Origin of the sequence: Micromonospora sp. NPDC047074, assembly GCF_040643815.1 — a bacterium.
Classification (GTDB): Bacteria; Actinomycetota; Actinomycetes; order Mycobacteriales; family Micromonosporaceae; genus Micromonospora.
In genome coordinates this window covers 10615-35679 of record NZ_JBEYVB010000021.1, presented here as the reverse complement: position 1 = coordinate 35679, position 25065 = coordinate 10615, and the positions used below count along the sequence as shown (strand labels likewise).

At 75.1% G+C, this 25065-nt stretch carries 5 protein-coding genes; 4 read left to right on the top strand and 1 reads right to left on the bottom strand.

The features are described 5' to 3' along the window. Positions 1-20 precede the first annotated feature (20 nt). The 4 genes from ABZ809_RS22770 (at position 21) to ABZ809_RS22755 (ending at position 11800) form a co-directional block, all read left to right on the top strand. Complete coding sequence (locus tag ABZ809_RS22770) at positions 21-9272, top strand: SDR family NAD(P)-dependent oxidoreductase (RefSeq protein ID WP_357564590.1); 9252 nt, start codon at positions 21-23, stop codon at positions 9270-9272. 55 nt (positions 9273-9327) lie between these two features. Next, positions 9328-10524: an alpha-hydroxy acid oxidase gene (locus ABZ809_RS22765; RefSeq protein ID WP_357564589.1), complete on the top strand. Its 1197-nt coding sequence runs from the start codon at positions 9328-9330 to the stop codon at positions 10522-10524. Between the two features lie 198 nt (positions 10525-10722). Then, positions 10723-11544: an FG-GAP-like repeat-containing protein gene (locus ABZ809_RS22760; protein WP_357564588.1), complete on the top strand. Its 822-nt coding sequence runs from the start codon at positions 10723-10725 to the stop codon at positions 11542-11544. Between the two features lies 1 nt (position 11545). Continuing rightward, complete coding sequence (locus tag ABZ809_RS22755) at positions 11546-11800, top strand: ferredoxin (RefSeq protein WP_357564587.1); 255 nt, start codon at positions 11546-11548, stop codon at positions 11798-11800. A gap of 212 nt (positions 11801-12012) precedes the next feature. Here ABZ809_RS22755 and ABZ809_RS22750 read toward each other — a convergent pair whose 3' ends face one another. Beyond that, complete coding sequence (locus ABZ809_RS22750) at positions 12013-25020, bottom strand: SDR family NAD(P)-dependent oxidoreductase (RefSeq protein WP_357564586.1); 13008 nt, start codon at positions 25018-25020, stop codon at positions 12013-12015. Positions 25021-25065 lie beyond the last annotated feature (45 nt).

Sequence of the window (25065 nt, the reverse complement as noted above, 5' to 3'; positions counted from 1 at the left end):
CGCGCTGGGGAGGGTTACTGATGGCGAACGAAGAACAGCTTGTCGAGTACCTCCGGCGCGTCACGGCCGACCTGCACGAGACGCGGCGGAAGCTGCGGACCGCGACGGAGCGGGAGCCGATCGCCATCGTCGGCATCGGCTGCCGCTTTCCCGGCGGCGTGCGTTCCGCCGACGACCTGTGGGAGCTGGTGTCGTCGGGTGGGGAGGGCATCACCGACTTCCCCACCAACCGTGGCTGGGACCTGGACGACCTGTTCGACCCGGACAGCGGCACCGGCACCAGCACCGTGCGGCGGGGCGGCTTCATCTCCGACGCCACCGACTTCGACGCGGGTTTCTTCGGCATCAGCCCGCGCGAGGCGCTCGCGATGGACCCGCAGCAGCGGCTGATGCTGGAGACGTCGTGGGAGGCGTTCGAGCACGCCGGGATCGACCCGCACTCGCTGCGGGGCAGCCGGACCGGCGTGTTCGTCGGCGCGAACAGCGTGGAGTACCTGTCGGCCATGCAGCGCGACGTGGACTCGCTCATCGGCTACACGATGACCGGGGTCGCGGGCAGCGTGGTCTCCGGCCGGGTGTCGTACGTGCTGGGGCTGGAGGGACCGGCGGTCACCGTCGACACGGCGTGCTCGTCGTCGCTGGTGGCGATGCACGTGGCCGCGCACGCGCTGCGCAGCGGCGACTGCGACCTCGCGCTGGCCGGCGGCAGCTGCGTCATCGCCACGCCGGGCACGTTCATCGAGTTCTCCAGCCAGAAGGGGCTCGCCCCGGACGGGCGGGTGAAGGCGTTCGCCTCGGCGGCCGACGGCACGGCGTTCGGCGAGGGGGTCGGCGTACTCGCGCTGGAGCGGCTGTCGGACGCCCGCCGCAACGGGCACCGGATCCTGGCCGTGATGCGGGGCTCGGCGGTCAACCAGGACGGCGCATCGAACGGCCTCACCGCGCCGAACGGGCCCTCGCAGCAGCGGGTGATCCGGGCCGCGCTGGCGAACGCGGGGCTCACCCCGGCCGACGTGGACGCGGTGGAGGCGCACGGCACGGGCACCACGCTGGGCGATCCGATCGAGGCCCAGTCGCTCATCGCCACCTACGGCCAGGACCGGGACCGGCCGCTCTGGCTCGGCTCGGTGAAGTCGAACTTCGGGCACACCCAGGCCGCCGCCGGCGTCGCGGGCGTGATCAAGATGATCATGGCGATGCGGCACGAGGAGCTGCCCCGCACCCTGCACGTGGACCGGCCGTCGCACCACGTGGACTGGGCCGACGGCGCGGTCCAACTGCTCAGCGAGCCGGTGCGGTGGCCGCGCGGCGAGACCCCGCGCCGGGTCGGTGTCTCGTCGTTCGGCATCTCCGGCACCAACGCCCACGTGCTGATCGAGGAGCCGCCGGCCGTCGCCGCCGCCGCGGAGAGCGCCCCGCCGGCCGAGGGCCCCACCGCGTGGGTGCTATCGGCCCGGACCGAGGCGGCCCTGCGCGACCAGGCGGTCCGGCTGCGCGAGCACCTGGCCGACGGCTACGCCGAGCACGACGTCGCGCACGCGCTCGCCACCACCCGTGCCCGCCTCCCGCACCGCGCCGTCCTCGTCGGTGACCGCGCGGAGCTGGCCGCCGCGCTCGACGCGCTCGCGGACGGCGGCGCCGCCGGCAACCTCGTGACCGGCCTCGCCGAGGTCGGCGAGCGCACCGCGTTCCTCTTCCCCGGGCAGGGCTCGCAGTGGCTCGGCATGGCCGCCGAGCTGCTGGACACCTCACCCGTCTTCAGCGCCCGGATGGCGGAGTGCGCCGCCGCCGTGGACCGGCACACCGACTGGTCGCTGCTCGACGTGCTGCGCGGCGTCCCGGGCGCCGCCTCCCTGGAGCGGGTCGACGTCGTCCAGCCCGCGCTGTTCGCCATGATGGTCTCGCTGGCGGCGCTGTGGCGGTCGCACGGCGTCGAGCCGGCCGCCGTCGTCGGACACTCCCAGGGTGAGATCGCCGCCGCCTGCGTGGCCGGGGCGCTCACCCTGGAGGACGCCGCCCTCGTGGTGACCCGGCGCAGCCAGCTGATCGCCGTGGACCTCGCCGGGCGGGGCGGCATGGTCTCGGTGTCGCAGCCGGTGGCGAAGGTGGCCCGGCGGCTGCGGCCCGGGCTGTCGGTGGCCGCCGTGAACGGCCCGTCCACCGTGGTCGTCTCCGGCTCTCCCGAGGCGCTCGACGAGCTGCTGGCCGAGTGCGAGCGGGACGAGGTCCGCGCCCGCCGGATCGACGTCGACTACGCCTCGCACTCCGCGCACGTGGAGTCGATGCGCGACGAACTGCTCCGGGTGCTGGCCCCCGTCCGCCCCCGCACCAGCGACATACCGCTCTACTCGACCGTGACGGGCGAGCTGCTCGACACCGCCGGGCTGGACGCCGACTACTGGTACCGCAACCTGCGGCAGACCGTCGAGTTCGAGCAGACCGTACGCGGCGTGGTCGCCGACGGCATCGACTCGTTCATCGAGGTCAGCTCGCACCCCGTGCTCGTGCCCGCCGTGCAGGACCTGCTCGACGAGGCCGGCGGCGGATCGGTCGTCGGCACGCTGCGCCGCGACGAGGGCGGCCGGCGCCGGTTCCTGCTCTCCCTGGGCCAGGCCCACACCCGGGGCGTACGCCCCGACTGGGCCACGCTGGTCACCGCGCCCGCCCGGCCGGTGGCCCTGCCCACGTACGCCTTCCAGCGCCGCACCTACTGGCCCAGCGGCGCGGGCGGCCCGGTCGACGCCAGCGGCCTCGGCCTGGGCTCGACCGGCCATCCGCTGCTCGGCGCGACCGTGTCGCTGGCCGGGGCGGACGGCGTGCTGCTCACCGGCCGGCTGTCGACCTCGGCGCACCCGTGGCTCGCCGACCACCGGGTGGCGGGCCGGATCTTCCTCCCCGGCACCGCCTTCGTCGAGCTGGCGATCCGGGCGGGCGACGAGGTGGGCGCCACCGAGGTCGAGGAGCTGACGCTCGAGGCGCCCCTGGTGGTGCCGGAGCGGGGTGCGGTGCAGGTCCAGCTCCGGGTCGGCGAGCCCGGGCCGGACGGCACCCGGCGGCTCACGGTCCACTCGCGGCCCGACGCCGACGGCACGTGGACCCGGCATGCCACCGGCACCCTGGGCACCCGCCCGCCGCGCGCCGCCGACCAAGCCCCGGCCGCCGTCTGGCCGCCGGAGGGCGCCGAGGCGGTGGACACCGCCGAGCTGTACGACCGGTTCGCGTCGGTCGACGTGACCTACGGCCCGGCCTTCGCCGGCCTGGGGTCGCTGTGGCGGCGGGGCGACGAGCTGTTCGCCGAGGTCGTCGCGCCCGAGACGGCGAAGGTCGCCGGATTCGGCCTGCACCCCGCGCTGCTCGACGCGGCGTTGCACCCGCTCGGCCTGGGCGTGTTCACCTCCGACGACGACGGCGCGGCCGGGCCCTGGCTGCCGTTCGCCTGGCACGGGGTGACCCTGCACGCCACTGGTGCCGCCCGGCTCCGGGCCACCATCCGCCCGGCCGGCCCGAACGCCGTCGCGCTGACCGTCGCCGACCACACCGGCGCGCCGGTCGCCACCATCGACGCGCTGGCCGTCCGCCGCCTGCCCGCGAACGCGCTCGCGGAACTGACCAACCCGCGTCACCAGGCGATGCACGTGCTCGACTGGGTGCCGGTCCCGGTGGCCGACGGCACCGGCACGGTCGCCGTCGTGGGCGGCGAGCTGCCGGGCGCCGCCGCGTACGCCAGCCTCGCCGACGTCGCCGACGTGCCCGACCACGTGGTCCTCCCGGTCGCCCGCGAGGGCGACGACCTCGTCGGGGCCACCTACCGGGCGGTCGGGCACACCCTCGCCGCCGTCCAGGAGTGGCTCGCCGAGGACCGGTTCGCCGAGGCCCGGCTCGTGGTGCTCACCGAGGGCGCGACGGACGGCACCGACCCGGCGCTCGCCGCCGTGTGGGGGCTGGTGCGCTCGGCCCAGTCCGAGAACCCCGGGCGGATCGTCCTGGTCGACGTCTCCGGCGAACAGTGGCAGTCGAACCTGGTGCCCGCGTTGCGGACCGGCGAGCCGCAGCTCGCCCTGCGCGGTGCCGAGGTGCTCGCGCCCCGCCTCGCCAAGGCGGCCGGGGAGCCCGGCACGCCACCGGCGGTCACCGGCACCGTCCTCGTCACGGGCGCCTCGGGCACCCTCGGCCGGCTCGTCGCCCGGCACCTCGTCGAGCGGCACGGCGTCCGGCGGCTCGTGCTCGCCGGCCGGCGGGGCATGACGGAGGAACTCGCGGCCCTGCGCGACGAGCTGACCGCGCGGGGCGCCGAGATCACGGTCGCCGCCTGCGACGCGGCCGACCGTACGGCGCTTGCCGCCCTGGTCGCCGAGCACCCCCCCGGCGCGGTCGTGCACACCGCCGGCGTCCTCGACGACGGCATGTTCGCCTCGCTCACCCCCGAGCGGTTGGCGACCACGCTGCGGCCCAAGGTCGACGCGCTGGTCAACCTGCACGAGCTGACCGGCGACCTGAGCGCGTTCGTGGTCTTCTCCTCGGCCGCCGGTGTCTTCGGCGGCCCCGGGCAGGGCAACTACGCCGCCGCCAACGCGTTCGTCGACGCGTTCGCCGCGTACCGCCGGGGGCAGGGCCAGCCGGCCGTGTCGCTGGCCTGGGGCATGTGGGCGCAGCGTACCGGCCTCACCGGGGCGCTCGACGACGCCGACCTGGCCCGGATGCGCCGCTCCGGCGTACGGCCGCTGTCGACCGAGGACGGCCTGGCGCTGTTCGACGAGGCGCTGTCCGCGCGGGAGCCCGCGCTCGTGCCGGTCCAGCTCGACCTCGGGGCGCTACGGGAGCAGGCGGCCGGGGGAGGGCTGCCCCCGGTGCTGCGCGGCCTGGTCCGCGTCCCGGCGCGCCGTCAAATCTCCGCCGACGACGCGGCGGCGTCCGACCTGGTCGCGGGCCTCGCCGGCCGGAGCCCGGCGGAGCGCCGAAAGGAACTCGTGGACGTCGTCCGCGCGCAGGTGGCGGTCGTGCTGGGGCACAGCGGCGCCGACGCGGTCGGGGCCACGACGGCGTTCAAGGAGCTGGGCTTCGACTCGCTCACCGCTGTCGAGTTCCGCAACCGGCTCAACGCGGTGGTCGGCCTGCGGCTGCCCGTCACGCTGGTCTTCGACTACCCGAACCCGACGGTGCTGGGCGAGCACCTGGACGCGGAGCTGTTCGACGGCGCGTCGGCCACCGCCGTGGTCGTGCCGTCGGCCGGCGGCACCGACGAGCCGATCGCGATCGTCGGCATGGGCTGCCGCTTCCCCGGTGGCGCCACCTCACCGGAGCGGCTGTGGGACCTGGTCGCGACCGGCGTGGACGCGGTGTCCGGCTTCCCGACCGACCGCGGCTGGGACATCGACAACCTCGTCGACCCCGACCCGGAGAAGCCCGGCCGCACCTACTGCGGCGAGGGCGCGTTCCTGTACGACGCGGCCTGGTTCGACGCCGAGTTCTTCGGCATCTCCCGGCGCGAGGCCCTGGCCATGGACCCGCAGCAGCGGCTGTTCCTGGAGACCTCCTGGGAGGCCGTCGAGCGGGCCGGCATCGATCCCACCACGCTGCGCGGCAGCCGTACCGGCGTCTTCGCCGGCCTCATGTACCACGACTACACGGCCCACCTGCAGCACCTGCCCGCCGAACTCGACGGCTTCATCGGCACCGGGATCGCCGGCGGCGTGGTCTCCGGCCGGGTGTCGTACGTGCTGGGACTGGAGGGCCCGGCGGTCACCGTCGACACGGCGTGCTCGTCGTCGCTGGTCACCATGCACCTGGCCGCCCAGGCGCTGCGGCGGGGCGAGTGCACGCTGGCCCTGGCCGGCGGCGTGACCGTGCTCGCCACGCCCAACGCGTTCATCGACTTCAGCCGCCAGCGGGCGCTCGCACCGGACGGCCGCTGCAAGTCGTTCGCGGCCGGGGCCGACGGCACCGGCTGGGGCGAGGGCGTCGGTGTGCTGGTCCTCGAACGGCTCTCCGACGCCCGCCGCAACGGCCACCCGGTGCTCGCCGTGGTGCGTGCCACCGCCGTCAACCAGGACGGCGCGAGCAACGGCATGACCGCGCCGAACGGCCCCTCCCAGCAGCGCCTGGTCAACCAGGCGCTCGCCGAGGCGGGGCTGCGCCCCGCCGACGTGGACGCGGTCGAGGCGCACGGCACCGGCACCACGCTGGGCGACCCGATCGAGGCCCGGTCGCTGATCGCGACGTACGGCCGCGACCGGGGCGAGCATCCGCTCTGGGTCGGCTCGATCAAGTCGAACATCGGGCACACCCAGGCCGCCGCCGGCGTCGCCGGGGTGATCAAGATGGTGGCGGCGATCCAGCACGGCGTGCTGCCCCCGACGCTGCACGTCGACGCGCCGTCGCCGCACGTGGACTGGGCGGACGGCGCCGTCCGGCTGCTGACCGAGGCGGTGCCCTGGCCGGAGACGGGACGCCCGCGCCGCGCCGGCATCTCCTCGTTCGGGATCTCCGGCACCAACGCGCACGCGATCATCGAGCAGGCGCCGGAGCCGGTGCTGGTGGACTCGACGGCCGAGGTGCCGGTGGTGCCCCTGCTGGTGTCCGGCCGGGACCAGGCGGCGCTGCGGGAGCAGGCGGCCCGGCTCGCCGCGCACCTCACCGACGCGGCGTCCACCGCCGACGTGGGCTACTCGCTCGCCACCACCCGTACCGCGCTGCGGCACCGGGCGGCCGTGCTGGGCGGCGACCTGGCCGAGCTGCGCGCCGGGCTGTCGGCCCTCGCGCGCAACGAGACCGCCCCCGGGGTGGTCGGCGGGGTCGCCGACACCGCCGGTGCGACGGCCGTGCTCTTCACCGGTCAGGGGGCGCAGCGGGTCGGGATGGCGGCGGAGCTGTTGGGCTTCCCGGTGTTCGCGCGGGCGTTCGACGAGGTGTGTGGTGCGTTGGACGGGCATCTGGAGCGGCCGTTGCGGGAGGTGCTGGGCTCGGAGGAGTTGCATCAGACGGGGTGGACGCAGCCGGCGTTGTTCGCGGTCGAGGTGGCGTTGTTCCGGTTGTTCGAGTCGTGGGGTGTGCGGCCGGACTTCGTGGCGGGGCACTCGATCGGCGAGCTGGCGGCGGCGCACGTGGCGGGTGTCTGGTCGCTGGCCGACGCCGCGAAGGTGGTGGCGGCGCGCGGCCGGTTGATGCAGGCGCTGCCGACCGGCGGCGCGATGGTGGCCGTGCGGGCCGCCGAGGCGGACGTCGTGCCGAAGCTGTCGGACCAGGTGGCGATCGCGGCGGTGAACGGGCCGGAGTCGGTGGTGCTCTCCGGCGAGGAGGCCGCCACGCTCGCCGTCGCCGAGGAGTTGGCCCGCGGCGGTCGCAAGACCAAGCGGCTCACGGTGTCGCACGCGTTCCACTCGCCGCTGATGGACCCGATGCTCGACGAGTTCCGCGCGGTCGCCGAGTCCGTCACCCACCAGCCGCCGACGATCCCCGTGCTCTCCACGGTCACCGGCGAGGTCGCCGAGCTGACTCCGGAATACTGGGTGCGCCAGGTGCGCGCGACGGTGCGGTTCGCCGCGGCGGTCGAGGCGCTGGCGGCCCGGGGCGTACGCACCTTCCTGGAGCTGGGGCCCGACGCGGTGCTCACCGCCCTCGGCCGGGACTGCGTGCCGGACGCCGAGTTCGTGCCCGCGCAGCGCGCCGACCGGGCCGGCGCGCCGGTGGTGACCGAGGCGCTCGCCCGCCTGCACAGTCGCGGCGTCGCCGTCGACTGGGCGGCCTTCTTCGCCGGGGCGCGCCCGGTCGACCTGCCCACGTACGCCTTCCAGCGCACCCGGCTGTGGCCGGACCCGCCCGCCGCCACCGCACCGGCCGACGACTTCTGGTCGGCGGTCGACCGCGACGACCTGGGCGCGCTGCTGGGCCTCGACGACACCGCGACCCTGAAGGACGTCGCCGTGGCCCTGTCGGCGTGGCGACGCGGGCCCGCCCCGGGCTACCAGCTTCGGTGGTCCCCGGTCACGGAGCTGCCGGTGGCCGCGCTCCAGGGCATCTGGCTGGTGCCGGAGGGCACCGAGCGGATCGCCGAGGCGATGACCCGGCACGGCGCCGACGTGCGGGTGTATCGCGAGGGCACGGCGGACGAACTGCTCGATCTCGCACCGGACCACGTCGTCTCGGGGGCGCTGACGGCGTCCACCGGGCCCGCACCGGCCGCGCTGCTCCGGGCGCTCGACGAGGCCCGCATCGACACCCCGGTGTGGGGCCTGACCCGGCACGCGGTCGCGGTCACCCCCGCGGAGCAGGTCACCGACCTGACCGGTGCCGCGGTGTGGGGCTTCGGCCGGGCCGCCGCCGTGGCCTCCCCCCGTGCCTGGGGCGGGGTCGTCGACCTGCCGGAGACGCTCGACGACCGCACGCTCACGGCCCTGTGCCAGGTGCTCACCCGGGGAACGGGCGAGGACCAGCTGGCGCTGCGTCCGGCGGGCGTCTTCGCCCGCCGGCTGGTGGCGGCCCCCGCGTCGGCCGGTGAGCCGTGGCGGCCGACCGGCACGGTGGCCGTGCACGGAGCGGCGCTGGCGGAGCGGATCGCCGCCCTGCTGCGGGCGGCGGACGTGGCGGTCACCACCGGCACCGCCGAGACGGTGATCGTCACCAGCGACGCCGCCGACCCGGTCGCCACCGCACTGGCCACCCAGGCGGACCGGCTCGTGCTCGTGCACTCGGTCGACGAGCTGTTCGGGGTCGGCGGGGCCGTCGAGACGGCAGCCGTCTTCGAAGCGATCGCCCGGCAGCGCGACGGGGTGGTGTCGATCGCGGTCGGCCCCGACCTCACCGTCGAGCAACTCGGCGCGGCGGTGGGCGCGGGCGCGGTCGGCCGGGTGGTGGCCGCCGTCGACTGGGCCACCTTCGTGCCCGGCTACACCCAGTACCGGCCGAGCCCGCTGCTGCGCGACCTGCCGGACGCGATGCGGCACGTCACCGAGACCGCCGACGACACCCTCGACATCAACAGCCCAGACGAGCTGCGCAGGCTGCTCGACGGCGCCGACGAGGCCGAGACCCGCTCGGTGCTGTCCCAGGTGGTGCGGGCCCAGACCGCGTACACGCTCGGTCTGCCGTCGGCCGCCACGGTCGACGAACACCAGGAATTCCTCGACATCGGTTTCTCCTCGCTCACCGCCGTGGAACTGCGCCGCAGGCTCGAGGCCCTCACCGGGCTGGAGCTGACCGCCGCGCTCGTCTACGACCACCCGACGCCTGCCGAGGTGGTCGAGGAACTGCTCGCTCAGCGGGCCCTCGTTCCGTAGCGGACGGCCCACGACGCGGGAGCGGCCCTTCATCCCCCTTCGGAAGGAAGCCCTCATGAGCAAGTCCGCTCGGATGAGCACCCTGATCAAACCGCCCAAGGTCGCGTGGAACCCGACGGAACGTCGGCTGCTGCGCGCGGCGGGCATCAACGACCTGCGCGCCGTCGCCCGCAGGTCGGTGCCCCGGATGGTGTTCGACTACTGCGACGGTGCGGCGGACAGCGAGCGCAGTCTCGACCGCGCCCGGGAGACGTTCGCCAACATCGAGTTCCAGCCGTCGGTGCTGCGGGACGTGTCCAACCTGGACACCAGTCGCGTGGTGCTCGGCAAGCGGCAGAAGCTGCCGTTCGCCCTGGCGCCGGTCGGCTTCAACCGGGTGATGCACGCCGAGGGCGAGCCGGCGGTCGCCTCGGTGGCGCAGCAGTTCGGCATTCCGTACTCGGTCTCCACCCTGGCCACCACCTCCCTGGCGGACGTCGCCGCCGCCGCGCCGCAGGGCCGGCACTGGTTCCAGCTCTACTTCGCCGAGGACCGGGCGATGGTCAAGGAGCTGATCGCGCTCGCGGAGGAGGCGAGGTTCGACACCATCCTGCTGACCCTGGACACGCCGATCTCCGTGCCGCGCCGGCGCGACATCCGCAACGGGCTCACGATCCCGCCGTCGATGAGCGTCGGCACCTTCGCCGAGGCGTTCCTGCACCCGGGCTGGTGGATGAGGCAGTGGCGGGCGGGCACCCCGTCGCCGCAGGTGCTGAAGGCGACCGGCGGGTCCGCCTCGGACATGATCAAGCGGGTGTTCAACCCGCGACTGTCCATCGAGGACGTCGAGTGGTTGCGCGGCGCCTGGTCGGGCAAGCTCGTCGCCAAGGGCGTGCAGAGCGTCGCCGACGCCAAGCGGGTCGCTGCCGTTGGGGTCGACGGGGTGTGGCTGTCCACGCACGGCGGGCGCAAGCTCGACCGCGCGCCGGTGCCCGTCGAGTTGCTGCCGCACGTGGTCGACGAGGTCGGGGACCGGGTCGAGGTGCTCGTCGACACCGGCATCACCTCGGGCGCGGACATCGTGGCCGCGATCGCGCTGGGCGCCACCTCCGCGGTGGTCGGTCGGGCCTACCAGTACGGGCTGATGGCCGGCGGCCGGCGTGGCGTCGTGCGCGCCATGGAGATCCTGAGCCGGGAGATCGAGGTCACGATGAAACTGCTCGGGGTGACCTCGATGGACGAGTTGAACCGTTCGCACGTCAGGTTCCGCTGAGTCGCTGCGGGGCGAATGGTGGCCGACCGTGGAGTCGTCTTCACGGGGGGTGAGGGGTGTCGGTAGGGGTTACCCCCTCCGACCCCCTTGGCAATGATCAGAGTGTCGTATTTCGGGGCGTACGTGGAGGTATTTGTGGCACGCATGAGCGGGAATGGTCACTGCCGTTCGTTCAACGGGAACGGGAGGATGGACGTCATGGTCCGCGACGACGTCACGGGCGAACTGCTGGTCTTCCCGCACGGTGGCAGCTTCCGTGGTAGCGAGACGTTCGGCGAGCCGGAGCTGATCAGCACCGACTTCCATCCGCTGCGGAACCACGGACTGGTCCGCCCCATCGATGTCAACGGCAACGGCTACGCCGACGTCATCGGCGTCAGCATGACCCACATGAACGACAACCACGGCATTTTCCTCTACCCGAACAAGGGCGGGCTGAACGGTCTCGACACCCTCGGCGAGCCGATCCGCATCTCCGGCGCCCGCGACGACAAGAAATGGGAGACCCTGGGCATCGCCGACGTGGACCTGGACGGCTGCGACGACATGTTCGGCCGCGAGCAGAACGCGGGCCACGTCGACGCGTTCTTCAACCAGCGCGAGGTCAAGCAGAACGAGACGTACGACCGCACCGCGCACCGCCTGGTGACCGTCGACGTCGACGACCTCCCGATCGGGATGGCCGACTTCACCGGCACCGGACGACCCGACCTGCTGGTCCGCCGCGCCAACGGCGACCTCGACCTGTACGAGTTCGCGCACAACACCTCCGGCGAGGGCCCCTGGTGGCGGGGCGAGGGCCGCTGGTTCACGCTCGGCCACGGCTGGCAGGAGTTCGCGCACATCACGCTGACCGACATCGACCTCGACGGCCGGCCGGACCTGCTGGGCGTACGCGGTGACGGCACCGTCGTCGTCCACCTGCACAACGGCAAGTTCGACCCGGACCGGCCGGCGGCCACGCTGTCCGCGCCCGAGGTCATCGCGACCGGCTGGCAGAAGTACTCGGTGGTGAGCTGACATGGCCGCGGCGAGCGCGAGCGGATCCGGCGACCAGGCCGGCTGGCGGCTGACTGTGGATTCGGGCCGGTGCGTCAGCTCGGGCTTCTGCGCCGGCTCGGCGCCCGACCACTTCAAGCTGGACGATGTCTCCCGGCCGTTGGCCGACCTGGTGGCGCCGGACGAGGCGGTGGTCGAGGCCGCCAACTACTGTCCCGTGGAGGCCATCCTGGTGTCCGACGCGCGGACGGGAACTCGGATCGCCCCGCAGGAGTGACGGGACGTTCTTGGCCCGCCAGGTACCCACGTACCCGGCGGGCCGATCGCTGTGCAGCCAGCCGGGGCGGCTGCCGCCTGGGGCGGTGCTGACCACACGGCGCTGTCGAGCTGCCCCGTGCATGCGACCACCAGCCCATTACCGGATCTTGGCGAGTTCGGGCCCCTCCAGGGGCCCGAACTCGCCAAGATCTGTTCGGCCTCGTATCGGGGTCAGACGTTGTCCAGTTCGCTGTCCAGGATGTCGAACAGGTCGTCCGCGGTGACCGAGGAGAGGTCGCCGGTCCCGGTCTGGGCCGGGCCGGCCTTGTCGCGCCACTTCGTCAGGAGCCGTTGCAGGGCCGAGGCGATGTCCGTCTCCGCCGCCTCCGCGGCCTCCGTGGCGTTCACCAGTTCGAGCGTCGCCTCCAGCTTGGCGATGTCGTCGACCAGGGTGCGCAGCTTCAGCTTCGCCTGGTTGCCGCCCAACTCCTCGATCAGGTGCTCGACGAGCGCCGCGGGCGTGGGGTGGTCGAACGTCAGCGTCGCCGGCAGCCGCAGGCCCGAGGCCTGGTTGAGCCGGTTCCGCAGCTCCACCGCCGTCAACGAGTCGAAGCCCATCTGCTTGAACGCCTGGTCCGCCCGGACGGTCTCCACCGATCCGTGGGCCAGCACCGAGGCCACGTTCGCGCGTACCAGGTTCAGCAGCACCTCGCGCTGCTCCGCCTCGGCGAGCCCGGCCAACTGGCGGGACAGCGCCACCGTGCTGCCCGCCGCGGCGGCCCGGCGGGGCTTGACGAAGGAACGTAGCGGTGCCGGCGCCGTGGTGCTCGTCCGCAACGTGGCCACGTCGAGCTTGATCGGGACCAGGCAGGGCTCGTCCGTGCGGCACGCCGCGTCGAACAACGCGAGCCCCTCCTCGACCGTGTGCGCCAGCACACCGGTGCGGCCGATGCGGGCGAGGTCGGCGTCGGTCAGCCGGCCCGTCATCGCGCCGCCGCCACGCCACAGGCCCCAGGCGAGCGACGTCGCCGCGAGGCCGGCCGCCCGGCGCCGCGCGGCCAGCGCGTCCAGGAAGGCGTTCGCCGCCGCGTAGTTCGCCTGGCCGGCCGTGCCCAGCACCCCCGTCGCCGAGGAGAACAGCACGAACAGCTCGACGTCGCCGGCCAGCTCGTGCAGGTTCAGCGCCGCGTCGACCTTCGCGCGCAGCACCGCGTCCACCCGCTCCGGCGTGAGCGACTCGACCGTACCGTCGTCCAGGACACCCGCCGCGTGCACGACACCGACCAGGTCGGGCAGGGACGTCAGGAGGTCCGACAGCGCGGCCCGGTCGGCGGCGTCGCAGGCGGCCACCGTGACCCTGGCGCCCAGCGACTCCAGCTCCGCCGTCAGCTCGGCGGCACCCGGCGCGGCCGGGCCACGGCGGGAGGTCAGCACGAGGTGCCGCGCGCCGTGCGTGGTGACCAGGTGGCGGGCCAGCGCGGCGCCCAGGGTTCCGGTGCCGCCGGTGACGAGCACGGTGCCCGCCGGGTCGAACAGGCGGCGGTCCGACGTGGCCGCGAACGTCGCGAGCCGCGGCACGGACGGTGCACCGTCGCGGACGGCCACCTGCGGCTCGCCGGTCGCCACGGCCGTGCCGACCCGCGTCGCGTCGTCGGTGTCGACGAGGACGAACCGGTCCGGGTGTTCGGTCTGCGCGGAGCGGACCAGGCCCCAGACCGCCGCAGCCGCCGGGTTCGTGCCGTCGGTGGCGCCCCGCGACACGAACACCAGCGGGGACCGCTCGTTGGGCAGCCACTCGTGGATCGCCCCGAGCGCCCGGTGCACGGCGGTCCGCACCGCCTCGGCGTCCGTACCGGCGCCGACCTCGAAGACGTCGAACGCGTCGGCGGGGGCCACGGGCGCGGGTACGGGCAACCACTCCAGCCGGTGGAGCCCGTTCGGGCCGGCGGCGCTGTGCAACTGTTCGACCGTCACCGGCCGCGCCACCAGCGACTCGACCGTGGCCACCGGCATGCCGGAGGCGTCGGCGAGCGCCAGGGCGTACGCGTCCTGAGCGGTGGGCGTGATCCGCACCCGCAGGGCCGTCGCACCGGCGGCCAGCACCCGGACGCCGTGCCAGCTGAACGGCAGCCGCAGCGGCCCGTCGGCCCCGGTGGCCAGGGAGATCGGGTGCAGGGCCGCGTCCAGCAGCGCCGGGTGCAGCCCGAAGCGACCGGCCGGCGCGTCGGCGGGGAGCGCGACCTCCGCGAACAGCTCGTCGCCGCGCCGCCAGGCCGCCACCAGTCCCCGGAACGCGGGCCCGTAGTCGACGCCGAGGTCGGCGACCCGGTCGTACAGGTCCTCGACCGGTGCCCCGACGGCGTCGGCGGGTGGCCACTCGCCGGCCCAACCGGTGTCGGGCTCCGCGTCGGCATCGAGCAGGCCGCTCGCGTGCTGCGTCCACGGCTCGCCGTCGACCGCGTCCTCGCGTCGGGAGTGCACCCGCAGCGGCCGGCGCCCGGCCTCGTCGGGTTCCCCGACCTCCACCTGCACCTGCACGGCACCGTTCGCCGGCAGCACCAGCGGCGCGTGCAGGGTCAGCTCCTCGATCCGGTCGAGGTCGACGTGCTCGGCGGCCCGCCGCGCGAGTTCGACGAACGCGGCCCCGGGGAGCAGGACCGTGCCCAGGACGGCGTGGTCGGCCAGCCAGGGCTGCTCGCGCAGGGACAGCCGTCCGGTGAGGACGGTCCGCTCCGAGTCGGCGAGCCCCAGCACCGCGCCGAGCAGCGGGTGGTCCGCCGGATCGAGCCCGAGCCCGGCGGCGTTCGCCGGCCCCTCGTCGGCGACCAGCCAGTACCGCTGGCGCTGGAACGCGTACGTCGGCAGTTCCACCTTGCCGGCACCCGCCAGGTACGCGTCGGCGTCGGGGCTGACGCCGGCGGTGAAGAGGTGGCCGACGGCCCTGGCGAGGGTGTGTACCTCGGGTCGTTCCCGGCGGGTGGTGGCGATCGCGACGGCGTCGCCGGCGGTCGTGGCGGCGGCCGTCGCGAGGACGGTGTCGGGGCCGATCTCGAGGTAGGTGTCGACGTGGTGCGTACCGGCGAGAGCCTCGACGGCGTCGTGGAAGCGGACGGCCCGGCGGAGCTGGTCGACCCAGTGCTCGGGGGTGGAGCGCAGCGGTCGCCCGTCGACTGTGGAGACGACGGGGACGGTGGGTTCCCGGTGGGTGATGGCGGCGGCCACGGCACGGTACTCGTCGAGGACGGGCTCCATCAGGTGGGAGTGGAAGGCGTGGGAGACGGTGAGCCGCTTCGTCCGGTGGCCCTGCGCGGCGAGTGCCTCGGCGGCCGCGAGGGTCGCGGCCTCGTCACCGGAGAGGACGAGATCGGTGCGGGTGTTGACAGCGGCGACGCCGACCACGTCGGTGAGGAACGGCGTGACCTGTTCCTCGGTGGCCTGCACGGCGACCATGGCGCCCCCGGTGGGTAGGGACTGCATGAGCGTGGCGCGGGCGGCGACGAGTCTCGCGGCGTCGGCGAGGTCCCAGACGCCGGCGACGTGCGCGGCGGCGAGTTCGCCGATGGAGTGCCCGGCGACGAAGTCGGGGCGGATGCCCCAGGATTCGACGAGCCGGTGGAGGGCGACCTCGAACGCGAACAGGGCGGGTTGGGTGTAGCCCGTCCGGTGCAGGTCGTCGGTGTCGAGGACCTTCCGCAGCGGACGGTCCAGGTGCTCGTCGAGCGCGGCGCAGACCTCGTCGAACGCGATGGCGAAGACGGGGTACGCGGCGGCGAGTTCGCTGCCCATGCCCAACCGCTGCGCGCCCTGGCCGGTGAACAGGAAGGCCAACCGACCGCCGGTCCCGGGCGTCCCGGTGACCAGGTTCGTGGCGTTATCGCCGGTGGCGAGGGCGGTGAGGCCGGCGAGGAGTTCCTCCCGGTCGGCCCCGGTGACGGCGGCGCGGTGGTCGAAGGAGACCCGGGAGGTGAGCAGGGAACGGGCCACGTCGGCGCTCGACAGCTCCGGGCGGGCGGCGACGTGGTCGTGCAGGCGGCGGGCCTGGTCCCGCAGGGCCTGCTCGGAGCGGGCGGACAACACCCACGGCACCACCGGTGGCGGCGAAGCGTCGGTGTGGGTGGCGGCCGGGGCGGCCGCGGGCGGCTCCTCGATGATCACGTGCGAGTTCGTGCCGCTGACCCCGAACGAGGAGATCCCCGCGCGTCGCGGGTGACCGTTCTGCCGCCACTCGGCCGGCTCGGTCAGCAGCGCGACGGAGCCCGCCGACCAGTCGATCTTCGGGGACGGCTCGTCGACGTGCAGGGTGCGCGGCAGCAGCCCGTTCCGCAGGGCGAGCACCATCTTGATCACGCCGCCGACACCGGCCGCCGCCTGGGCGTGCCCGATGTTCGACTTCAGCGAGCCCAGCCAGAGCGGCTGCGCCCGGTCCTGGCCGTAGGTGGCGAGGATGGCCTGTGCCTCGATGGGGTCGCCGAGGGAGGTGCCGGTGCCGTGGGCCTCGACGGCGTCGACCTGGTCGGGCGTCAGCCCGGCGTTGGCGAGCGCGGCGCGGATGACCCGCTGCTGGGAGGGCCCGTTCGGGGCGGTGAGCCCGTTGGAGGCGCCGTCCTGGTTCACGGCCGAGCCACGGACGACGGCAAGCACCCGGTGGCCGTTGCGCCGGGCGTCGGACAGCCGCTCCACCACCAGCACCCCGACGCCCTCCGCCCAGCCGGTGCCGTCGGCGGCGGCGGCGAACGACTTGCACCGGCCGTCACGGGCGAGGCCGCGCTGCTTGGAGAACTCGACGTACAGGGCGGGGGTGGACATGACGGTCACCCCGCCGGTCAGCGCGAGGGAACACTCGCCGGAGCGCAGCGCCTGCACGGCCAGGTGCAGGGCGACCAGCGACGACGAGCAGGCGGTGTCGACGGTGACCGCCGGCCCCTCCAGGCCGAACGTGTACGCCACCCGGCCCGAGGCGATGCTGCCCGCCGTGCCGGTGCCGAGGAAGCCCTCGACGCCGTCGGGTACGGCGTTCGACCGGGTGGCGTAGTCGTGCGTCATGAGGCCGGTGAACACGCCGGTGGGTGAGCCACGCAGCGCGTCCGGCCGCAGGCCGGCGTTCTCCAGCGCCTCCGCGCAGGTTTCCAGGAACACCCGCTGCTGCGGGTCCATCGCCAGCGCCTCGCGGGGACTGATGCCGAAGAACTCGGCGTCGAACCCGGCCGCGTCGAGCAGGAATCCGCCCTGGCTTACGTAGCTGGTGCCCGGGGTGTCCGGGTCGGGGTCGAACAGGGTGTCCAGCGACCAGCCCCGGTCGGTCGGGAAGCCGCTGATGCCCTCACCGCCGTCGACGAGGAGCTGCCACAGCTCGTCCGGCGAGTTGACGCCGCCGGGGTAGCGGCAGGCCATGCCGACGATCGCGATCGGCTCGTCGGTCGGCCGGGCGGCGACCGCCGCCACGACGGGCGCCCGCTCCTCCTCGCGGCCGCCCAGCTCGCCCCGCAGGTACTCGACGAGGGCCTCCGGGTTGGGGTAGTCGAAGGTCAACGTCGCCGGCAGGCGCAGGCCGGTCACGGTGTTGAGCCGGTTACGCAACTCGACGGCCATCAGCGAGTCGAAGCCGAGCTGGCGGAACGGTTCGGCCACGGGGACGGCGTCCACGTCCGGCTGGGCGAGCACGGTCGCGACCTGCGTACGCACGATGTCGAGCAGCAGCCCGCGCTGCTCCTGTTCGCTGCGGCCGGCCAGCTCGCGGGCCAGCGCGGTGGCGCCCGGCCGGGTCGCGGCCTGCCGCCGGCGCGGCACCCTGGCGAGGCCGTGCAGGGTCGGCGCGGCGTCCGGGGCGGCGCGTACCGCGGCGACGTCGATGGTGACGGGCACCAGGTGCGCCTCGTCGGAGCGGCACGCGGCGTCGAAGAGCGCGAGCCCCTCCTCGACGCTGTGCGGGAGGATACCGCCGCGCGCGATGCGGGCCAGGTCGGTCTCGCCGAGCTGGCTGGTCATCGCGCTTGCCTCGGCCCACAGCCCCCAGGACAGCGAGGTCGCGACCCGGCCCTCGGCGCGTCGCCGCGCGGCCAGGGCGTCGAGGAAGGTGTTCGCCGCCGCGTAGTTGGCCTGCCCGGCGGTGCCGAGGACGCTCGCGACGGAGGAGTAGAGCACGAACAGCTCGACGTCGCCGGCCAGTTCGTGCAGGTTGAGCGCGGCGTCGACCTTGGGTCGCAGGACCGCGTCCAGGCGCTCCGGTGTGAGCGACTCCAGGATGCCGTCGTCGAGTACGCCGGCGGTGTGCACCACCCCCGCCAGCGGCCGGGACAGGCCGGCGAGCAGCGCGGCCAGCGCCGTCCGGTCGGCGGTGTCACACGCGACGACGTCGACGGTGGCGGCGCCGAGGGCGGTCAGCTCCTCGGCCAGGGCGGCGGCACCCGGCGCCTCCAGGCCCCGGCGCGAGGCGAGGACCAGGTGTTCCGCGCCGTGCCGGGTGACCAGGTGCCGGGCGAGCGCGGCGCCGAGCGTCCCGGTGCCACCGGTGATCAGGATCGGCCCCGCCGGGTCGAACAGCCTGCGCTCGGCGGGGGAGGAGGCGTACCGGGCCAGCCGCGGCACGGTCAGCGCCCCGTCCCGGATGGCGAGCTGCGGCTCGCCCGTGCCGATCGCCGCGGCGAGGACGCGCTCGGACTTGTCGTTGCCGTCGGTCTCGACGAGGACGAACCGGTCCGGGTGCTCGGTCTGGGCGGAGCGGACCAGTCCCCACGCCGCCGCGCCCGCGAGATCCCCGGCGCGGGTGACCACGGCCAGCCGCGTGCTGCCGGCCGTCGCCGTCCGCTGGACCGTCGCCAGGGTGTCGTGCAGGGACCGTCGTACGGCGTCGGCGGTGTCGCCCGCCTCGACGCGGAACACCTCGACGTCGGGCGTGCCGGTGCCGGTCGGGGCGCTCACGGGCACCCACTCCGGGCGGTACAGCGCGGCGGCGGGCCCGCTCGCGCCGGCCAGCCCGTTCGTCGTGACCGGGCGGACGGCGACCGCGTCGGCGCTCAGCACGGGGTTGCCGTCGTCGTCGGTGGTGCTCACCCGCAGGGCGTTCTCGCCGGCCGGGCTCAGGCGGATCCGCAGCGTCGACGCGCCCCGCCGGTGCAGTCGCACGCCCCGCCAGGAGAAGGGCAGCCACGCCTGGCCGCCCGGGCTTCCGCCGCCGTCGACGTGCAGCACGAGCGGGTGCATGGCGGCGTCGAGCAGCGCCGGGTGCACACCGAACCGCACGGCGGCCGGCTCCTCCTCGGCACGCAGGGTGGCCCGGGCGAACAACTCGTCGCCGCGCCGCCACACCTCCTGGACGCCCTGGAAGGCGGGGCCGTAGCAGAAGCCACGCGCCAGCAGCCAGCCGTAGAAGTCGCCGACGTCGACGGGCTCCGCGCCGGCCGGTGGCCACTGCTCGACCACCGGAGGCGGCGCGGGTACGTCGGCCAGCGTGCCCGAGGCGTGGGACGTCCACTCCGCGCCCGGCGCCTGGTCGGCCGGCTGGGAGTACACGCCGAACTCGCGGCGGCCCTGCTCGTCGGGGCGGCCGACCCACACCTGGATGTTGACCCGCTGCTGCTCGGTCAGCGTCAGCGGGGCCTGGAGGGTGAGTTCCTCGACCATCGTGCTGCCGGTCTGTTCGGCGGCGTGCGCGGCCAGTTCGAGGAACGCGGTGCCGGGCAGCAGGACCGTGTCGAGGACGGCATGGTCGACGAGCCAGGGCTGTTCGCGCAGGGAGAGCCGCCCGGTGAGCACGAGCCGGTCGGTGTCGACGACGCCCAGCACCGCGCCGAGCAGCGGGTGGCGGGTCGCGGTGAGGCCGGCCGTGCTCACGTCGCCCCCGGCCGTGGGCCGCAGCCAGTACGACCTCCGCTGGAACGGGTACGTCGGCAGCGGCACCTCGCGGGCGCCGGGGAAGTAGGCGTCGGCGTCGAGGCCGGTCCCGACGGTGAAGAGGTGGCCGACGGCCCGGGCGAGGCTGTGGGTCTCGGGCTGTCCCCGGCGCATGGTGGCGATGCCGGTGGCGTCGCCGGTGGTGGTGGCGAGGACGGTGTCGGGGCCGATCTCGAGGAAGGTGTCGACCTGGTGGGTGGTGGTGAGGGCGCTGACGGCGTCGTGGAAGCGGACCGCCCGGCGGACCTGGTCGACCCAGTGCTCGGGCGTGGAGCGCAGCGGCTGCCCGTCGACCGTGGAGATCAGCCCGATCCGGGGCTCGTGGTGGGTGATGGACGCGGCGACGGCCCGGTAGTCGTCGAGCATCGGGTCCATCAGGTGCGAGTGGGCGCCCAGCGGGATCGGCAGCCGCTTGGTCTTGTGCCCCTGGGCGGCGAGCTGCTCGGCGGCGGCGAGGGTCGCGGCCTCGTCGCCGGAGATGACCAGGTCGGTGGGGGTGTTGATGGCGGCGATGCCGACCTGGTCGCTCAGGTACGGGGTGACCTGCTCCTCGGTGGCCTGCACGGCGACCATCGCGCCGCCCAGCGGCAGGGCCGCCATGAGGGTGGCGCGGGCGGCGACGAGCTTCGCGGCGTCGGCGAGCGACCAGACCCCGGCGACGTACGCGGCGGAGAGTTCGCCGAGGGAGTGCCCCGCCACGAAGTCGGGCCGGATGCCCCACGATTCGACGAGCCGGTGCAGGGCGACCTCGAAGGCGAACAGGGCGGGCTGCGTGTACGCGAACCGGTGCAGGTCGTCGCTGCGGATGATCTCGCGTACCGGCCGGTCCAGGTGCCGGTCCAGCTCGGCGCAGGCCTCGTCGAACGCGGCGGCGTAGACGGGGTACGCGGCGGCGAGTTCGGCGCCCATCCCGAGGTACTGGGCGCCGGTGCCGGTGAACAGGAACGCCAGCCCGCCGGGGCGGGAGGTGCCGGTGAACACGTCGGCCGTGCTCTGGCCGGCGGCGAGGGCGGCGAGGGAGTCGAGGAGGTCCTGCCGGGTGGCCCCCGTGACCGCGGCCCGGTGGCCGAAGGCCGCCCGGGTGGTGACGAGGGACCGGCCGACGTCGGTGATCGACAGCTCGGGCCGGTCGGCGAGGTGGTCGTGCAGCCGGCGGGCCTGCTCCCGTACCGCCTGCTCGGAGCGCCCCGACAGCAGCCACGGCAGCGCCGGCGGCGGTGCGTCCGGGGCGTCGGCGTCCGGGGCGTCGGCGGCGGGCGGCTCCTCGATGACCACGTGCGCGTTCGTCCCGCTCATCCCGAACGACGAGACGGCGGCCCGGCGCGGACGGTCGCCGGCGGGCCACGCGACCGGCTCGGTCAGCAGCGCCACCGACCCGGCCGACCAGTCCACCTTGCGGCTCGGCTCCGAGACGTGCAGGGTGCGCGGCAGCAGCCCGTTCCGCAGGGCGAGGACCATCTTGATCACGCCGCCGACACCGGCGGCGGCCTGCGTGTGGCCGATGTTGGACTTGAGCGAGCCCAGCCAGAGTGGCTGTTCGCGGTTCTGGCCGTAGGTGGCGAGGATGGCCTGGGCCTCGATGGGGTCGCCGAGGGAGGTGCCGGTGCCGTGGGCCTCGACGGCGTCCACCTCGCCGGCTGCGAGGCCCGCGTTGGCGAGCGCGGCGCGGATGACCCGCTGCTGGGAGGGCCCGTTCGGGGCGGTGAGGCCGTTGGAGGCGCCGTCCTGGTTGACGGCGGTGCCGCGGACGACGGCCAGCACCCGGTGGCCGTTGCGGCGGGCGTCGGACAGCCGCTCCACCACCAGCACACCGGCGCCCTCGCCCCAGCCGGTGCCGTCGGCGTCGTCGGAGAACGCCTTGCACCGCCCGTCGGGGGAGAGGCCGTTCTGCCGGGAGAACTCGGTGAACGTCCCCGTGCCGGCCATCACGGTCGCCCCGCCCGCCAGCGCCATCGCGCACTCGCCGGAGCGCAGCGCGCGTACGGCCAGGTGCAGGGCGACCAGCGACGCCGAGCAGGCGGTGTCGACGGTCAGCGCCTGGCCCTCCAGGCCCAGGGCGTACGCGATCCGGCCGGACGCCACGCTGCTCTGGGTGCCGGTGATGAGGAAGCCGTCGACGCCGTCCTCCTCGCTGTGCCCGACCCGGCCGTAGTCCTGCGTGTGCAGGCCCGTGAAGACGGCGGTGTCGCTGCCCCGCAGCGAGGCCGGCGGGATGCCGGCGTGCTCCAGCGCCTCCCACGTGGTCTCCATCAGCACCCGCTGCTGCGGGTCCATGGCCAGCGCCTCGCGCGGGCTGATGCCGAAGAACTCGGCGTCGAACTCGTCCGCGTCGTGCAGGAAGCCACCGGCGGTCGCGGTGCACGTGCCCGGCCCGTCACCGGCGAACAGCGCGGCGAGGTCCCAGCCACGGTTGGTGGGGAAGTCGCCGACGACGTCGGCCCCGCTCTCGACCACCCGCCACAGGTCGTCGGGGGAGCTGACGCCGCCCGGGAAGCGGCAGGCCATGCCGACGATCGCGATCGGCTCGCTCTCGTCGTACGCCGCCACGGTGGTCGGCGCCGCCTCGACCGTGCCCAGCCCCAGGGCGTCGAGCAGGTGGCTGGCGAGGATGTCCGGCGTCGGGTAGTCGAAGACCAGGCTCGCCGGCAGCTTGAGGCCGGTCGCGGCGCAGAGCCGGTTGCGCAGCTGCACGGCGGTGAGCGAGTCGTAGCCGAGCTGCCGGAACGGCGTCTCGCCGTCGATCGTCGCGGGCGCCTGGTCCCGTAGGACCTCGCCGGTCGCGGTCCGTACGACGTCGCGCAGCAGGCCGAGCCGGTCGTCCGCCGGGGCCGCCACTAGTTGCTCGGTCAGGGCGCTGCGGGCGCCGTCGGCGCCGCCCTCGGCGGCCAGCACAGGGCGCGCGGCAACCACGCAGGGCTCGCCCGTGGCCAGCGCGGCGTCGAGGAGGGCGGTACGTCGTGCGGCGGGGGGCCGGGCGAATCCCGGCACGCTCCACGCCACGGAGACGCCGGGCAGGCCGAGCGCGTGCCGGTGCCGCACCAGCGCGTCGGCGGCGACGGTGGCGGCGACGTCGCGGCCGTCGGTGAGCAGCACGAGGCCGGTCGGGGCGCGCCCGAGCGTCGCGGTGTGCAGCGCCAGCGTCTCCTCGACCGTGAGGTCCACCGCCGCGACGGTGGTGACCGGCCGGTCGCCGAGCACGGCCGCCAGCGTCTCCGCATCGAACGGCACGCCCGGGTGCACGCAGACCTCCGCGCCGAACGCCGCCAGCTCCGCCGGGGCGCCCGCCGGCACGTCGTCCGGCCCCACCAGGATCAGTTCGCGTACGTCGTGGGCCGCCACGAGGTGGCGGGCGAGCGCCGCGTCGTACGACCGGGCGACGAGCACGACAGTGCCCTGCTGCGGCGCGCCGCCGGGCAGGGCGGGAACGGCCGCGTACCGGGGCACGAGCAGTTCGCCCTCGCGTACGGCCAGCACGTCCTCGCCGCAGGCCACGGCCGCGCGCAGCTCCTCGGCGCCGACCCGGTCGGCGTCGAGGAGCACGAGCCGGCCGGGACGGCGGAGCTGGTGGGCCCGCGCGAGCGCCCAGGCGGCGGCCTGCCGGGGGGCCGTGGCGTCGTCGCCGTGCAGGGCGCCCCGGGTCAGTACGACCAGGCGCGAGTCCGCCGGGTGGTCCTCGTCGAGCACCCGCGCCAGCAGCTCGGACAGCGCGGTGTGGTCGGGATAGCTGTCGACGGCGAGGTCGTCGCCGGCGAGGTCGGCGGTCAGCTCGGGCGGGCCCACGACCGACCAGGCGAGCCGACCGGAGTCCGACTCGGAGCGGGACTCCGGTGCCGGCTCCCAGCGCAGCGCGTGCAGCCGGTCGGGCAGCGACGCGGCCACGCCGATCAGGCGGGCGGGCAGCTCGGGAAGCCGGTGGCGGGCGGGGCTGCCGAGGGTGGTGCGCGGGATCTCCCGCACCACGTACGTCTCGACCGGCACGGCCGCCGCGGGAAGCTCCGCGCGGCACCGCGCCAGCAGGCCGGCGGCGTCCACGTCGGACCCGACGACGAACGCGACCGGACCGTCGGGCCCGGCGAGGGCCGCCGCGTCGGCCACCCCGGCCACGCCGTGCAGCACCGCGTCGATCCGGTCCAGCCGTACCCGCTCGCCGCCGACCTCGACCGCGTCAGCCCGTCGGCCGGTGACCGTGAGGTGCCCGGAGTCGTCGCGGCGGGCCAGGTCGCCCGTGCGGTACCAGCCGCCGCTCATCGCCTCGGCCGTCCGGGCGGCGAGTTCGTGGTAGCCGCCGGCCATCACGTTCGGGCCGCTGACCCAGACCTCACCCTCCTGGCCGGGGCCGAGGTCGGCGCCCGAGCGGGGGTCGACCACCCGGACGCTCAGGCCCGGCAGGGGCAGGCAGCGCCGCTCCGCGTCGCCGCCCGGCCAGCTCACCGCGATCAGGCCGGACGTCTCGGTGGTCACGTAGCCGGCGAGCAGCGGCGCCGAGAACGCGGCCTCGAACTCCCGGCGCAGCGCCGGGTCCACGGGGCCGACGGCCAGACCGAGCCGTACCGCCGCCGCGTCCGGGACCGGCGCGTCCAGCAGGGCGCGGTGCGTCGCGCCGGTGCCCACCAGCACGGTGCCACCCAGCGCGGCGAGCGCGGCACGCGTCTGCTCGGGGGACAGGCCGCCGGCGAGCCGTACCGTCGCCCCCGCCGCCGCGGCGGCGACGAGTTGCCCGAGCCAGGCGTGCACGGGCAGCGTCCACAGCACCCGGTCGTCCTCGGCGCAGTCGAGCCCGGCCAGTTGGGCCGCCGCGGCGGGCCACAGCGCGTTGCGGGTGGTGGCGAGCACCCCCTTGCGGAGGCCGGTCGTCCCCGCCGTGTAGGTGAGCAGCGCCAGGTCGTCGAGGCCGATGTCGTCGCGGGCCGGCGACGACGGCTCGGTCGTCGCCAGCTCCTCGAACGAGTGCGCCTCGCCGTCGTACCCGCCGTCGACCACGAGGTTCGGCACCCGCACCCGGCCCGCGTTCGCGGCGTCGGTGATCACGGTGTCGGCGCCCGCGTCGGCCACCAGCCGGGCCAGTTCGGCGTCGTCGAGCGCCGGGTCCAGCGGTACGGCGATCCCGCCGGCGCGGACGGCGGAGAGCACGCCCTCCACCGCCGCGACGCCGTCCAGCAGGACGACGACCCGGTCCGTCGGCCACACGCCGAGGTCGGCGAGGTGTCCGGCGAGCCGCGCCGTCCGCGCCGCCAGCTCCCCGTGGGTCACGCTCCGCCGTGAGTCGGCGTACGCGATCCGGTCTCCGGACCTGGCGGCAGCGGTCTGGAGCAGCTCGGGCAGGGGGCGGAGCAGATCGGTACGCGGCATGGTTCAAAGACCTCTTGTCGGATAGCAGTGGTGATGCGGGCCGTG